Raw genomic sequence first — 15,114 nt, forward strand, 5'->3', positions numbered from 1 at the left:
GGCAGGCGCCGCCATCGCGGCATGGAATTTCGGGATCCCTTCGCCCAACGGGAGCGTTGGGCAAAGGGTATGCCTGCCTATGATTTCGTCATGCAATGGAGAGCGAGGCGTTGGCCTCGATCCGGTACTATCGCTTCGTGATGAAATCAGGAGCCCTTGCCGCCGCACTTGCCCGTGGCGACGTTGAAGTTGCCGCAGGACATCGGCGCGCGCCAATCGGCGATCAGGTCCTTGGAGTCAGGCAGATAGTCGGACCATTCGTCGCCGACCACCAGGCCGGGCGTTTCCCAGACCGTTTCAAACTGGCCGTCGTTCTGGATTTCACCGATCAGCACCGGCTTGGTGATGTGGTGGTTCGGCATCATCGTCGAGTAGCCGCCCGAGAGGTTGGGCACCGATACGCCGATCATTGCGTCGAGTACGGCGTCCGTGTCGGTGGTGCCGGCTTTCTCGACAGCCTTCAGCCACATGTTGAAGCCGATGTAGTGGGCTTCCATCGGGTCGTTGGTGACGCGCTTGTCGTTCTTGGTGTAGGCCTTCCAGGTCTTGATGAATTCGGCATTGGTAGGCGTATCGACGGACTGGAAGTAGTTCCAGGCAGCGAGATGCCCGACGAGCGGGGCCGTATCGAGCCCGGCGAGTTCCTCCTCGCCGACGGAGAAGGCGACAACCGGGATATCCTCGGCCTTGACGCCCTGGTTCGCCAGTTCCTTGTAGAACGGCACGTTCGCGTCGCCGTTGATCGTCGAGACGACGGCCGTCTTCTTGCCGGCAGAACCGAATTTCTTGATATCGGACACGATCGTCTGCCAGTCGGAATGGCCGAACGGCGTGTAGTTGATCATGATGTCCTCGGGCTTCACGCCCTTGGAGATGAGATAGGCTTCCAGAATCTTGTTGGTCGTGCGCGGGTAGACATAGTCGGTGCCGGCAAGCACCCAGCGTTCGACGCTTTCGTTTTCCATCAGATAGTCGACGGCGGGAACCGCCTGCTGGTTCGGAGCGGCACCGGTGTAAAAGACGTTGCGCTGGCTTTCCTCACCCTCGTATTGCACGGGGTAGAAGAGGATCGAATTCAGCTCTTCGAACACCGGCAGAACGGATTTGCGCGACACCGACGTCCAGCAGCCGAACACGGCCGAGACCTTGTCGACGGAAACGAGTTCGCGCGCCTTTTCGGCAAAGAGCGGCCAATCGGAGGCCGGATCGACGACAACCGCTTCAAGCTTCTTGCCGAGCAGGCCGCCCTTCTTGTTCTGCTCGTCGATGAGCATGAGCATGGCGTCCTTCAAGGTCGTCTCGGAGATTGCCATGGTTCCCGACAGCGAATGCAGAATGCCGACCTTGATCGTGTCGTCGGCCGCAAAGGCGCCGTTGAATGCCGTCGTTGACAGGACCGTTGCCAGGAATGCACCGGTGACGCGTGCCTTGATATTCATCTGATTGAACCCCTCTCGTTCTGATCGCCGCAACGAGGCTTCGTTCCTTTTGACCGTTGCTTGAGGGATCATCCGCCAGTCCTGCTGCACTGCACATACGTCATTCTACGTAGGTCGAGGGGGCAAAGAGGAAGAGGCCGCGATCGGGATCGGAGTTGATGGCGTTGCGCGGAAATGGCGCAAAGTCGATACCGTTGAAATCAACGTGCCTGTCTGGCCGCCGCGTGATTTTTCCGGCTATTGAAGGACCCCGAGGGCCGGCCGGCCCATCAGGAGCAGCTCAACACAGGTGAAAGATCATGAAAGCACGCATCAAATGGGTTGAAGAGCGGACATTCGTCGGCGAGTCTGGAAGCGGTCACAAGATCGTCCTCGGAACAGCGTCCGGTCCGGAAGGCCGAACGCCTGGGCCAAGCCCGATGGAGCTGATGCTGATCGGCGCCGGCGGCTGCTCGGCCTATGACGTGGTTCATATTCTTGAAAAGGGTCGCCAGCCGATCGAGGATTGCTCAGTGGAGCTTGATGCCGACCGCGCCGAAGAAGACCCGCGTGTCTTTACCCGCATCCATATGCACTTCGTGGTGAAGGGGCGTGGCCTCTCGGAGAAGAAGGTCGAGCGGGCGATCGCGCTGTCCTTGGAGAAATACTGCTCGGCGTCAGCGATGCTCGCCAAGTCCGCGACGATCACGCATGATTTTGTCGTCGTCGACACTGCCGCCGTGAGCGGATGACCCTTTAAGGCTTGCCATCGCCGTCTCCGCATTGCATAAATTTCACGCACCGAATGATCATGCCGTGAAAATAGGCACCCCTGCCGGCAATGCGAGAGATGACGAGGCAATATGGCGGCACGCCAGCGCATCATTCCGGTCCGACGCGAATACAACCGCTGGGTCGCCGACCAGACGCTTGAAGACTATGCGCTGCGCTTCACGGCCAAGAGTGCGCGGCGCTTTTCCTCCGAGCGCATCTCGCAGACCGCGATCGGCGCGATCTCGTTCCTGGCGCTGGAGGCGATCGGTGGCGCGATCACCATGTCCTACGGCACGACCAACGCCATCGTCGCCATCCTGATCGCCAGTCTGATGATCCTCACGGTCGGCCTGCCGATCAGCCGCTACGCGATCCGCCACGGCGTCGACATCGACCTTCTGACCCGAGGCGCAAGCTTCGGCTATATCGGCTCGACGCTGACCTCGCTGATCTATGCCAGCTTCACCTTCATCCTCTTTGCAATCGAGGCGTCGATCATGTCGGGCGCGCTCGAGCTTGCGCTCGGCATACCGCTTTGGGTCGGCTACATCGTCAGCGCAGTCGTCGTTATCCCGCTCGTCACCCATGGCGTGCGGCTCATCAGCAAGTTCCAGCTGATCACCCAGCCCTTCTGGATCGTGCTCAATGTGCTGCCCTTCGTCTTCATCGCCTTTGCCGATTGGGAGAAGGTCAGCCTCTGGCTCGCCTATGCCGGCATCCATCATGCGTCCGGACCACCCGGTACGCTCGCCCCCTTCGACCTCATCGAGTTCGGCGCGGCTTCGGCGGTGATTTTCGCGCTGATGGCGCAGATCGGCGAACAGGTCGACTTCCTGCGCTTCCTGCCACCGGACGGCCAGCGCAAGCTGCATCACCGCGCAGCCATCTTCCTGGCCGGTTCCGGCTGGGTACTCGTCGGTGCACCGAAGCTTCTGGCCGGCTCGTTTCTCGTCGTACTGGCGCTCTCCTCCGGCGTCCCGTCGACGCGGGCCGCGGACCCGGCGCAGATGTACTACACCGCCTTCGGCTACATGATCCCGTCGCAGACGGCCGCCCTCCTCATGATGGTTGCCTTCGTTGTCGTCTCGCAGTTGAAGATCAACGTCATGAACGCCTATGCCGGGTCACTCGCCTGGTCCAACTTCTTCTCGCGCCTAACCCACAGCCATCCCGGTCGCGTCGTCTGGCTGGTGTTCAACGTGGCGATCGCGCTGCTGCTGATGGAACTCGGCATCTATAAGCTCCTTGAGGAAACGCTCGGCGTGTTCTCGATCGTCGCCATGGCCTGGCTCTGCACCATTTCCGCCGATCTTTTCGTCAACAAGCCGCTCGGTCTTTCGCCGCCCGGCATCGAGTTCAAGCGCGCGCATCTCTACGACATCAACCCGGTCGGTCTCGGCGCCATGGCGCTTTCGGCAACCATCGCACTGACGGCGCATTTCGGCGCCTTCGGCGCCATTGCCGCATCGCTTGCGCCCTATGTTGCCCTGATCGTCGCCTTCATCGCCTCGCCGCTGATCGCCTGGGCGACCGGGGGCAAGTTCTACCTCGCCCGCAAGCCGAGAAAGAGCTGGGCCAGCAAGAGCAAGATCACCTGCTCGATCTGCGAGCATCCCTTCGAGCCGGAGGATATGGCCTGGTGCCCGGCCTATGCCGCACCTATCTGTTCGCTCTGCTGTTCGCTCGACAGTCGCTGCCACGACATGTGCAAGCCGAAGGCCCGCTTCAATGCGCAGGTGGCAACGGTGGCGAACGCGCTACTGCCCGAACGGGTGACGGCGAAGCTCACCACGCGGCTCGGTCGCTACGCCATTTCGGCGGTGCTCTCGATCGCGGGCATCGGCCTGATCCTGGCGATGATCGCACACCAGACCGGCAACGCCTCGCCGGAGACGGCGTCAGTCGTCGAGCGCACCATTGCCGTCGTCTTCTTCGTCTTTGCCGTGCTCGCCGGCATCGTTTGCTGGTTCTATGTGCTCGCCCATGACAGCCGCGTCGTCGCCGAGGAAGAATCATCGCGGCAGAACACGCTGCTTCTCAAGGAAATCGCCGCTCACAAGAAGACCGATGCCGCCCTGCAGCAGGCAAAGGAGACCGCTGAGGCGGCCAATCGTGCCAAGAGCCGCTACGTCGTTGGCCTCAGCCATGAGCTGCGCACGCCACTCAACGCAGTGCTCGGCTACGCGCAGGTGCTCGAGCGCGACGAAACGATCCCGCCGGCGCGTCAGAGCGCCATCAAGGTGATCAAGCGCAGCGCCGACCATCTTTCCGGCCTCATCGATGGGCTTCTGGATATTTCGAAGATCGAGGCCGGCAAGCTGCAGGTCTATTCCAACGAGATCAACATCCATGATTTCCTCGACCAGGTCGTCGAGATGTTCCGCCCGCAGGCACAGGCGAAGGGCATCGTCTTCGAGCATCGGCGCGCGCCCGGTCTGCCACGCTACGTCAAGACAGATGAAAAGCGGCTGCGCCAGATCCTCGTCAACCTGCTCTCCAACGCCCTGAAGTTCACGGAGCGCGGCGAGATCCGCTTCGACATCGATTATCGCAGCCAGGTTGCGACGTTTACGATTGCCGACAGCGGCCGCGGCATTGCCGAAAGGGATCTGCCGCGCATTTTCGACCCCTTCCAGCGCGGCGAGGCCGAACACCTCGGCAGCATGCCGGGCCTCGGTCTCGGCCTGACCATCACCCGGTTGCTGACGCAGACGCTCGGCGGCGAGATAGCCGTGACAAGTGAGCCGAACAAGGGCACGACGTTCAAGGTTCGGCTGATGCTTTCCGCCGTCGACCGGCCAGCGCCGCTTGTCGCAGTGCGTCGGATTACGTCCTATCTCGGCCGGCGGCGCTCGATCATGATTGTCGACGACAACGCCGATCATCGGGAGCTGATGCGCGAAATCCTTCAGCCGATGAACTTCACGGTGTTTGCGGCCGAAAGCGGCAAGCAATGCCTTGCGATGGTCGAGGCGCTGGCGCCCGACATCTTCCTGGTCGACATCTCCATGCCTGATATGAACGGCTGGGAACTCGTCGAAAAATTACGCCGCAAAGGACAGACGGCGCCGATCATCATGCTATCGGCCAATATCGGCGACGGCTCGACCACCGGCGCCTTTGTCGGCCACAACGATACGCTCGCCAAGCCCTTCGGCGTCGGTCAACTCGCGGACAAACTCGCCGTTCAGCTCGGCCTCACCTGGATCCACGAAGGCGAAGCGTCCGAGGAGCCGAGAACGGCAGGTGCCGATGCGATGACGTTGCCCGGCCAGCATCATGTCGAGGAGTTGATCCGGCTTGGCGAGATCGGTTACGTCAGAGGCATCGAGGCCAAGCTCACGGAGATCGCCCTGGAACCGCAACACCAGCTTTTCGTCGACGCTGCCCGCGCCTATGTCCAGGCCTTCGACCTCTCGGGCTATGATGCCTTCCTGAAGGAAAGAGCGACGAATGGAGCCGTCACCCGTGGTTGAGACTTACGATCGTCGCGACATCGTGCTGCTGGTGGACGATTCTCCCGAAGCGCTCGGTTTTCTGACCGAAGCGCTGGAGCAGTCGGGTTTTTCCGTGCTGATCGCAACCTCGGGCAATGCCGCCTTGTCGATTGCCGACCGGATCACGCCTGATGTCATTCTGCTGGACGCGGTCATGCCCGGCATGGACGGGTTTGAAACCTGCCTGAGACTGAAGGCCAACGCCTCCGTCGGTCAGACGCCGGTACTGTTCATGACAGGGCTGACGGAAACCGAGCATGTGGTGCATGCACTCGAGGCCGGCGGCGTCGACTATTTGACGAAACCGATCAACATCGATGAGCTCAGGGCCCGCATCCGCGTTCATCTCTCCAATGCCCGCTCGGCGCAAAGCGCACGCGTCGCGCTCGACGCCGCCGGGCGCCATCTGCTCGCCGTTCGCTCTAACGGCAGTGTTCGCTGGTCGACACCGCAGGCCAACCGCCTCGTCAACGCCGCGACCGGCAGCGACGAGGGCCTTGCGACGATCGCACGGCGCATCGCCGCCTGGATGGCGAAGACTGAGGCCGGTGGCAAGCGGGAGACCAGCTTTACGCTCGAAGAGCCCGGGCAATCGGGACTGCAGATCTCGTTTCTCGGTGCGATCGGCGCCAACGAATATCTCTTCCGCCTGACGGCCGAGAGCCGACGCAGCGACGACGAGATGCTGCGGCAGCACTTCTCGCTGACCCAGCGTGAATCCGAAGTGCTGCTCTGGATCGCCAAGGGCAAATCCAACCGCGATATCGGCGAGATCCTCGGCTTGAGCTCACGCACTGTCACCAAGCATCTTGAACAGATTTATGTGAAGCTCGGCGTCGAAAACCGCGCCTCGGCGGCAGTCAAGGCGACACAGGTGCTGCACGGGATATAGCTGGCGACAATGTTACTGCTTCTGGGTTACCGCTTCTGGGAAGAAGCAGGCGGCAGCGATGCCACGGTCTCCGACCACGCCTTCGGTCCTCAGTTGCTGCTGGCCTTGCCGCTTCCGCCTGGCGCCCGAGATTAGGCGTCTGAAAAGTAGGAAAGCGAAAGAGTGATCGGGATCGCCTTGCCGCTGGTGGTCCTGGCCTTGCCTGGTGTACCATGTCGGTCGCTGAACGGAGGGTTGCGACATGCTGCGATGGCTAATGCTTGCCGCCATGACCACATCCCTGGCCGGCAGCGCGCAGGCGGATGAGGGCGCGTTCCTGAAGTCGCTGCAGGGCAGTTGGACGGGCGGAGGAACGGTCAGGATCCGCGCCCACATGTCGCCGATCAACGTCTCCTGCAACTTCGATTCTCAGTCCCAAGGGCTGGCGCTGTCGATGGAAGGCGTGTGTCGCGGCTTGATCCTGATTTCGCGCTCGATCGATGCCCAGCTGAAGTTCAGCGGCACGAAATACAGCGGGTCGTACCTCGGCCCGCGTGGCGGACGGGCCGACTTGAGCGGCAGCCGTCGCGGCGACGCCATCAATCTCACCATCCGCTGGGCAAAGGAAGTCAACGGCGACCGCAGCGCCAACCTGACGCTGCGGAAGGTCGGCGCGAACGGCATGCGGTTGACCACCGTCGATGTCGACCCGGCATCCGGCGACAAGGTCGTCACCAGCGAGATTAACCTCCACCGCAAGTGACGCCTTGTCAGTGGCGCCTATCGTTTCCCGGCCTGAAAATTGCGCTGGTAGGTGGCGCTCAACAGTGTTTCCGCTGCGGCCGACGCCACCACCGGATCACGCGCCTCGATCGCCTCGACGATCGCTTCATGCATCTTCAACGAGTGCAACAATCCGCCAAACGTCCTGAGCGTCCGGGGAATGCTGATCGTCAGCGCGGTGCGGATCACCGATGAGACAGGCAGTAGAAAGCGATTGTGCGCCGCCTGAATGATCTCGAGATGGAATTCGATATCGGCTTCGATGGCGGCAGAAACCGTTGCATGATCCTCGGTCATGCGGGCGTAGGCCGCACGGATGCGCACGAGTTCGTCGGCAGACCCGCGGCGCGCAGCGAGCCCGGCTGCCATCGGCTCTATCGCCAGGCGGATTTCGAACAGTTCTTCGGCCAGTTGCTGCTGGTCTTCCGCCCCTTCGTGCCAGGAGAGCACCACCGGATCGAGCGTGTTCCAATGCTCCGGCGCCCGGACACGGGTGCCCAAGCGCGGCTTGGCTTCGATGAAGCCCTTGGTCGAGAGGATCTTCAGCGCCTCGCGCAAGGTCGTCCGGCTGACCCGCAGATTGCCGAGCATCTCGGATTCCTTGGGCAGAATGTCGCCGGGCTTGAGTTCGCCAAGCGCGATCCGCCGGCCAATCTCCGCCGCGATCTGCGCGGGCAAGCCGCGGTCACCGATCGTAAATGTCGTCATCAGCCATCCGTTTGCGAAATGGTGCGCATCCTGGCGCGATTCGCCCCCTTGCTACCATAGCCGTTGCCTCGCCCCAACACGGCAAAGCCAGCTTGAGCCTGGACGCCGGCGGCTACTCTTCGCCGAGACGACCAAGCTCGCCGGCGAAACGCCGCACCATCGCCAGTCCCGTCTCGGTCGGACGCAGCGCAGGCGCACGATCGAAGACGGGCAGGCCGGCGCGTTCGCCGAAGAGGCGTTTGCCGTAGCACATCAGGTTCTCGATCCCCTGCATGGTGAACACCACCGCCGGCAGCATGTCGCGATAGGCGGCTTCCGCCTCCTCGTCCCAGCCGTCGCGGTAGAATTCATAGGCCCTCACCGCATGGTCGATGCAATCGGGCGCGAGGATAAAGCCGCGGCATCCGGCACGCAGGTTGTCGATGAGCTCAAGACCGGCGCGACCGTTGAAAACAGGCAGGCGGCCTTCGGTAACCTCGATCAGCGCGGCGATATCGACCACCGGCCCCTCGCCCTTGATGAGGGTAATGTTCGGATGCTGGCGGACCAGTTCGGCGATGTCGGTCGCCGTCAACCCTCGCCCCATGAAGGCAGGCGCATTCTGGATTGCGACCGGCACGTCGATCGCATCGGCGACACGACCGAAGAAGCGGATGTATTCCAGCGCGGAGAACTGGCCGACGATCGGCGGCTGCAGGATCAACCAGTCGGCGCCGGCGCCAACGGCATGGCGCGCCTGGCGCACCTGCTCTTCGACCGATGGGCCGAAGATGGTGAGCGCCACCGGCACGCGGCTTGCGGTGTCTTCGACCAGCCATTCCATCACGGCCATGCGCTCGACCTCGCTCAATTTCGAGGCTTCGGTCGCAAGGCCGAGCGCCGCCATGCCATGCACGCCGGCGTCAAGGCAGACTTCGGTCTGCCGCCGCATGGCCTCACGATCGAGCTTTTCGTTGCCATCGAACAGCGCATAGAGGATGGCATGGATGCCATGCAGGTCAGCGGGATCGAACCGGGACATCGTCGCTCCTCCTCAATGGCTCTCGCGCGGCACAGCGTGCCCGCGACAACCGACGAGAAAATCGAGATCCGCACCGCGATCGGCCTGCATAACCCGCTCGACATGGAGCCCCTGATAGCCGCCAGGCCTGGTGATTTCCGGCGGCGTCCATTCCTGCCGCCGACGCGCTAGCTCTGCTTCGTCGACATCAAGGTGCAACCGGCGCCCGGCCACGTCGAGTTCGATCCAGTCGCCTTCCCTGACGAGCGCCAGCGCACCGCCGACCGCAGCCTCCGGCGCGACATGCAGCACGACAGTGCCGAAGGCCGTGCCCGACATGCGGGCGTCGGAAATGCGCACCATGTCGCGCACCCCCTTCTTCAAGAGCTTCTGCGGCAGCGCCATGTTGCCGACCTCGGCCATGCCGGGATAGCCCTTGGGGCCGCAGTTTTTCAGAACCATGATCGAGGTCTCGTCGATATCGAGGTCGGGATCGTCGATGCGCTGCTTGTAGTGATCGATCGTTTCGAAGACGATCGCGCGGCCCCGATGCTGCATCAGGGTCGGGGTCGCCGCGGAGGGTTTCAGGATCGCGCCCTGTGGCGCGAGATTGCCCTTCAAGACGGCGATGCCTCCCTGCTGCGTCAGCGCGACGGCGCGCGGCAGGATGACATCGGGGTTGTAATTCTCCGCGTCTGCGATGTTTGCACCGACGCTTTTGCCCGTCACCGTAGGGTTGTCGAGATCGAGCAGATCGGCGATTTCCTTCATCACGGCGGGAAGACCGCCGGCATAACAGAAGTCCTCCATCAGGAACGTGCCTGACGGCATGAGGTTGAGGATCGTCGGGATATCCCGGCCAAATCGGTCCCAGTCCTCGAGCGTCAATTCGGTTCCCACTCGTCCGGCAATCGCCAGCAGATGGACGACCGCATTGGTGGACCCGCCGATCGCACCGTTGACGCGAATGGCATTGGCGAAGGCGGCGCGCGTCAGGATGTGGGATGGGCGCAAGTCCTCGGCAACCATCGCAACGATCCGCCTGCCGGAAAGCCGCGCCAGGCGCGCGCGGTGCGCATCGACTGCGGGATAAGCCGCGTTGCCGGGCAAAGCCAATCCCAATGCTTCTGCCATCGACGCCATGGTCGAAGCGGTGCCCATCGTCATGCAATGGCCAGGAGAACGGGACATGGCGCTTTCCGCAGCCATGAATTCGGCCGGTGTCATCACGCCGGCACGCACATCTTCCGAAAATTTCCAGACATCGGTGCCCGAGCCGATGGTCCTGCCCTTGAGCCGCCCGTTCAGCATCGGTCCGCCCGAGACGACGATCGCCGGCAGGTCGCAGGATGCCGCCCCCATGACGAGGGATGGAGTAGTCTTGTCGCAGCCGGCCATCAGCACGACGCCGTCGATCGGGTTGCCGCGGATCGCCTCCTCGACATCCATGGAGGCAAGGTTGCGAAAGAGCATGGCGGTCGGACGCAGATTGGACTCGCCGCAGGAAAAGACCGGAAACTCCAGCGGCAGGCCACCGGCCTCCAGCACGCCCGCCTTGATATGCTCGACCAGGCCACGAAAGTGGGCGTTGCATGGCGTGAGTTCGGAGAAGGTATTGCAGATGCCGATGACCGGGCGACCATGGAAGGCGTCATCCGGCAGGCCGTTGTTCTTCATCCAGCTACGATGAATGAAGGCATCCTTGTCGAGCCCCCCAAACCAATGCTGCGATCTCAGTTTTCTCGACACGTCCGGCCCTCCGCTGTGCGCTCGCCCGTCGTTTCATCCAGGCATTTTTATTTCTCATATAATCGGAGTTATTTGCGGTCAAGTGACAACGGCGAGAAGCCAGCCGTCGCTCAACCGCGCATGCGGAGGCCGGCCGGCAAAATGCAGGAGAACCGGTGACGTCCCAATGTTGGGAGGTGACGCCAGCCAGGGGCGCAGCAAGGCGCGCCGCCACGCGAACTGCAAACGCAGCACTGCCACGGCGGAGCCCGGCGAGAACTTATGGGGAGATGGCGAAGCGACTTGGCTTAGGGATGGTGCAGAACGCTCAGTCCGCCGTCGACAGTCAGGCAGGTGGCGTTGATGAAAGTGCACTCGTCCGACACCAGGAAGAGCGCGGCCCGGGCGATTTCATCAGCCGTGGCGATACGACCGCCAGGGTGCAGTTTCATCGTTTCCGCCTCGGCGGCGACCGGATCCGGGAAGCTGTTCCAGTATTCGACGGCCTTCTGCGTCAGCACGTATCCCGGCGCAAGGGCATTCACGCGAATGCCGCGTGAGGCGTATTCGATGCCGAGCGACTTGGTCATGCCGAGAAGCGCATGTTTCGCCACCGGATAGGGAAAGGTATGCGGTATGATAGTGAAGGCGTGGGTAGAGGCAATGTTGAGGATGACGCCGCCACCCGCCTCGATCATGCCGGGAAGCACGGCGCGGCTACAGTTCCAGGCGCCCTTGAGATTGACGTCGAAACAGCGCTGCCAATCGGCATCGCTCAACGCCAGCGGCTCTGCAAAGACGTTGATACCGGCATTGTTGACGAGCGCATTCGGCCTGCCGATGGTCTTTTCGGCCTGGCGGATGGCTTCGGCAATGGCATCGGCATCGGTGATATCGGCCGTCGTCGATGCAAGCGTACCGCCATCGTCCGCAAGCCTTGCCGTCTCCTTATCGAGCAGCGGCCCGTCGCGATCGATCAGAAAGAGGCTGGCGCCTTCCTTCAGGAAGGTTTCAGCCATCGCAAGGCCGATGCCTTGGGCTGCCCCTGTGATGACGATGCGCTTTCCTTGAAGCCGTTTGCTCATATTCTTCGCCTCCCTCGTCCGATGATCCCGCGCAACCGTCACCACTCGGCGACGCTGCCATCCTCGTGGCGCCAGATCGGATTGCGCCAGCGGTGGCCCTCCTTGGCGCGCTCGATGACATAGGCCTCATCGACCTCAACGCCGAGGCCCGGTCCCTGCGGGATTGAGACAAAGCCGTCCTCATAGTGGAAGACGTCCTTGTTGGAGACATAGTCGAGAATGTCGTTGGCCTCGTTGTAATGAATGCCGAGGCTCTGCTCCTGGATGAAGGCGTTGTAGCTGATGGCATCGATCTGCAGGCAGGCGGCAAGCGCAATCGGCCCGAGCGGGCAATGGGGCGCCAGCGCCACGTCATAGGCCTCGGCCATGGCGGCGATCTTGCGGCATTCGGTGATGCCGCCGGCATGGGAAAGATCGGGCTGGATGATATCGACATAGCCGTCCGCAAGGACAGACTTGAAGTCCCAGCGCGAATAGAGCCGTTCGCCGAGCGCGATCGGCGTCGAGCAATGGTTGGCGATTTCCTTCAGCGCCTCGCGGTTTTCCGAAAGCACCGGCTCCTCGATGAACATCAGCTTGAACTGCTCGAGTTCCTTGGCCAGCACCTTGGCCATCGGCCGGTGCACCCGGCCGTGGAAGTCGACGCCAATACCGATGTTCGGGCCGATCGCGTCGCGGATGATGCCGATGGTCTCTACCGCCTTGTCGATCTTCTCGTTGGTGTCGACGATCTGCAGTTCCTCGCAACCGTTGAGCTTGATCGCCTTGAAGCCGCGCGCCACCACATCCTTGGCATTGCGAGCAACATCGCTCGGGCGGTCGCCGCCGATCCAGGAATAGACCTTGATCTTGTCGCGGCACTGCCCGCCGAGCAGGGAGTGGACCGGCTGGCCCAGTGCCTTGCCCTTGATATCCCAGAGCGCCTGGTCGATGCCGGCAAGCGCGCTCATGTGAATGGCGCCGCCGCGATAGAAGCCGCCGCGATACATCACGTTCCAATGATCCTCGATCAGAAACGGATCCTTGCCGACGAGATAGTCGGAAAGCTCGTGCACCGCCGCCTCGACGGTCAGTGCCCGCCCTTCAACGACCGGTTCGCCCCAGCCGACGATGCCCTCGTCGGTCTCCACCTTGAGAAACAGCCAGCGCGGCGGAACGATATAGGTGGTGAGCTTGGTGATCTTCATGGGCTGAGGTCCAGTTCGGTGGGAATGGCTTGTCACGACCGAGCCCTGGCGGGCTCACCGCGGCCGGGAATTTCAGAGCGTGGATTTCAAAGGGCTGTGTTGCTTGACCGCTGTTGCCAGGTCTCGCGCAGCGAGATCGAGCATGCGGATCGAGCAGTCGCGCGCAGCAGCCTTGTCGCGCATGCGCAGCGCCTCGACCAATTCGCGGTGGATGTCGATGGCTTCGTCGCGTCGCTCGGCGGCCTCGTTGGAGGCGTGCAGCGAAAACTTCAGTGCCGCCTGGATGATGCCGACGAGCTGCAGGAAGACCTGGTTGTGGCTGGCCTTGAGCAGGCAGGTGTGGAACGCCACGTCGGCGTCGGTGAAGCCGGCAATATCGCTCTCGCCGTCACGCATCGACTGCCACGCTCGCTCGAGATCGGCGATTTCCTGGACCGTTGCCCGCTCGGCGGCGAATTCGGCCGCAACCGGCTCGATCGCCCGGCGCGCTTCCAGGATGCAGTTCAACAGGTCGAACTCGAAGATGCGTTCGCCGATCCATTCGAGCACTTGCGCATCGAGAATGTTCCACTCGTCCTTGCCGCAAACGACGGTGCCGACCCGCGAACGGCCGCGCACCATGCCCTTCGATTCCAGGATCTTCAGCGATTCCCGGATAACGGTCCGGCTGACAGCGTAACGCTCGCAGAGATCGTTTTCCCGCGGCAGATAGGAACCAACAGGAAAGATATCGGCGCAGATGTCAGAGGCGATGGTCCGCGTCACGTTCTTCTGGACGCGTGGCCGGCGCTGCACCTGCTCCTGCACCGTGCCCTGCGGTTCCTGACCTTCCATCTGCATCTCCACCCATCTCTTCATATCCGCCGACGCTTTTATCCCAGATCACCTTCCCTCGCGACAGGGATCAAAGGAGTGCTTCGGCAATTGTTATACATCACTATCTCAATCATCATACAAAGGCAATTGACGGATATGATGATTCATCATACACAAATGAGAACTGCAGGAGGCAGTTCACCAGGGAGAGAAATCATGCGCTTCTTCAAGGCCGCCATTCTGGCTGGCACCGTCGCCGTATTCGCCGCAACATCGGCCTTCGCCGCCGACGTCAAGATCGGCTTCATCGTCAAGCAGCCCGAGGAACCGTGGTTCCAGGACGAATGGAAGTTCGCCGACGTCGCTGCCAAGGAAAAGGGCTTCACGCTGGTCAAGATCGGCGCGGAAGACGGCGAGAAGGTTCAGTCAGCAATCGACAATCTTGGCGCACAGGGCGCTCAGGGTTTCATCATCTGCACGCCTGATGTCAAACTCGGCCCGGGCATCATCGCCAAAGCAGCCGCCAACGATCTCAAAATGATGACGGTCGACGACCGCCTGGTCAACGCTGACGGCAGCCCGATCGAAGACGTCCCGCATATGGGCATCTCGGCCACCAAGATCGGTGAAGCCGTCGGCCAGTCGATCGTCGACGAGATCAAGAAGCGCGGCTGGGACATGAAGGAAGTCGGCGCGATCCGCGTCTCCTACGACCAGCTGCCGACAGCCGTCGACCGTGTCGAAGGCGCGCTCTCGGTGCTGAAGGCAAACGGCTTCCCGGAAGCCAATATCTTCGACGCGCCGCAGGCCAAGACCGATACGGAAGCGGCGCTCAATGCCTCCACCGTCGTTCTCAACAAGAATGCCGGCGTCAAGAAGTGGGTCGCCGTCGGCCTCAATGACGAAGCTGTCCTCGGCGCGGTGCGCGCGACCGAAACCGTCGGAATTGCCCCCGACAGCATGATCGGCGTCGGCATCGGCGGCGCAGACTCGGCCATCAACGAGTTCAAGAAGCCTGCGGCCACCGGCTTCTTTGGCACCGTGATCATCTCGCCGAAGCGCCACGGCTATGAGACCGCACTCAACATGTATGAGTGGGTCGCCAACGACAAGGAGCCGGAAAAGCTGACGCTGACAGCCGGCCAGATCGCGCTCCGCGACACATACGAGGCCGTTCGCAAGGACCTTGGCATCGAATAATCGTCGTCTTCGATGACTTTGAGCCCGGCGGTTCGACACCGCCGGGC

At 62.2% G+C, this 15,114-nt stretch carries 13 protein-coding genes; 6 read left to right on the top strand and 7 right to left on the bottom strand.

Features of this window, described 5'->3' with window-relative positions:
- Nucleotides 1–146 precede the first annotated feature (146 nt).
- Nucleotides 147–1,439: an urea ABC transporter substrate-binding protein gene (gene urtA / locus ABIE33_RS17440; protein WP_429127246.1), complete on the bottom strand. Its 1,293-nt coding sequence runs from the start codon at nucleotides 1,437–1,439 to the stop codon at nucleotides 147–149.
- Nucleotides 1,440–1,738: 299 nt separating this feature from the next.
- On the opposite strand from urtA, the gene ABIE33_RS17445 reads away from it, so the two are divergent.
- The 5 genes from ABIE33_RS17445 to ABIE33_RS17465 all read left to right on the top strand — a co-directional run bounded on the left by ABIE33_RS17445 (nucleotide 1,739) and on the right by ABIE33_RS17465 (nucleotide 7,323).
- Entirely contained in the window at nucleotides 1,739–2,170 is a 432-nt protein-coding gene (locus ABIE33_RS17445) for an OsmC family protein (protein WP_429127248.1), read from the top strand.
- Nucleotides 2,171–2,281: 111 nt separating this feature from the next.
- A complete protein-coding gene (locus tag ABIE33_RS17450) occupies nucleotides 2,282–5,668 on the top strand; it encodes a hybrid sensor histidine kinase/response regulator (RefSeq protein WP_429127250.1) in 3,387 nt (1,128 codons plus the stop codon).
- The gene (locus ABIE33_RS17455) at nucleotides 5,646–6,581 is read left to right on the top strand and encodes a response regulator (protein ID WP_429127253.1); all 936 of its coding nucleotides are present in this window, start codon (nucleotides 5,646–5,648) and stop codon (nucleotides 6,579–6,581) included. The genes ABIE33_RS17450 and ABIE33_RS17455 overlap by 23 nt, the downstream gene beginning before the upstream one ends.
- A gap of 9 nt (nucleotides 6,582–6,590) precedes the next feature.
- The gene (locus ABIE33_RS17460) at nucleotides 6,591–6,716 is read left to right on the top strand and encodes a hypothetical protein (RefSeq protein WP_429127256.1); all 126 of its coding nucleotides are present in this window, start codon (nucleotides 6,591–6,593) and stop codon (nucleotides 6,714–6,716) included.
- A gap of 106 nt (nucleotides 6,717–6,822) precedes the next feature.
- A complete protein-coding gene (locus ABIE33_RS17465) occupies nucleotides 6,823–7,323 on the top strand; it encodes a hypothetical protein (protein WP_429127259.1) in 501 nt (166 codons plus the stop codon).
- Nucleotides 7,324–7,340: 17 nt separating this feature from the next.
- On the opposite strand, the gene ABIE33_RS17470 is transcribed toward ABIE33_RS17465, so the two are convergent.
- From ABIE33_RS17470 to ABIE33_RS17495, 6 genes are all read right to left on the bottom strand, one after another.
- Nucleotides 7,341–8,051, bottom strand: a complete 711-nt coding sequence (locus ABIE33_RS17470) for a FadR/GntR family transcriptional regulator (RefSeq protein ID WP_429127262.1) — start codon at nucleotides 8,049–8,051, stop codon at nucleotides 7,341–7,343.
- 112 nt (nucleotides 8,052–8,163) lie between these two features.
- Entirely contained in the window at nucleotides 8,164–9,072 is a 909-nt protein-coding gene (locus ABIE33_RS17475; RefSeq protein ID WP_429127265.1) for a dihydrodipicolinate synthase family protein, read from the bottom strand.
- A gap of 12 nt (nucleotides 9,073–9,084) precedes the next feature.
- The gene (locus ABIE33_RS17480; protein ID WP_429127268.1) at nucleotides 9,085–10,800 is read right to left on the bottom strand and encodes an IlvD/Edd family dehydratase; all 1,716 of its coding nucleotides are present in this window, start codon (nucleotides 10,798–10,800) and stop codon (nucleotides 9,085–9,087) included.
- Nucleotides 10,801–11,087: 287 nt separating this feature from the next.
- Nucleotides 11,088–11,864: an SDR family oxidoreductase gene (locus ABIE33_RS17485; RefSeq protein WP_429127271.1), complete on the bottom strand. Its 777-nt coding sequence runs from the start codon at nucleotides 11,862–11,864 to the stop codon at nucleotides 11,088–11,090.
- Nucleotides 11,865–11,902: 38 nt separating this feature from the next.
- A complete protein-coding gene (gene dgoD, locus ABIE33_RS17490) occupies nucleotides 11,903–13,051 on the bottom strand; it encodes a galactonate dehydratase (protein WP_429127273.1) in 1,149 nt (382 codons plus the stop codon).
- A gap of 72 nt (nucleotides 13,052–13,123) precedes the next feature.
- On the bottom strand, nucleotides 13,124–13,885 hold the full coding sequence (locus tag ABIE33_RS17495; RefSeq protein ID WP_429127276.1) for a FadR/GntR family transcriptional regulator: 762 nt from the start codon (nucleotides 13,883–13,885) through the stop codon (nucleotides 13,124–13,126).
- A 198-nt stretch (nucleotides 13,886–14,083) separates the two neighbouring features.
- On the opposite strand from ABIE33_RS17495, the gene ABIE33_RS17500 reads away from it, so the two are divergent.
- Nucleotides 14,084–15,067: an arabinose ABC transporter substrate-binding protein gene (locus ABIE33_RS17500; protein WP_429127279.1), complete on the top strand. Its 984-nt coding sequence runs from the start codon at nucleotides 14,084–14,086 to the stop codon at nucleotides 15,065–15,067.
- The last annotated feature ends 47 nt before the right edge of the window (nucleotides 15,068–15,114 follow it).

The organism is Ensifer sp. 4252 (assembly GCF_050434565.1).
Taxonomy (GTDB): domain Bacteria; phylum Pseudomonadota; class Alphaproteobacteria; order Rhizobiales; family Rhizobiaceae; genus Ensifer.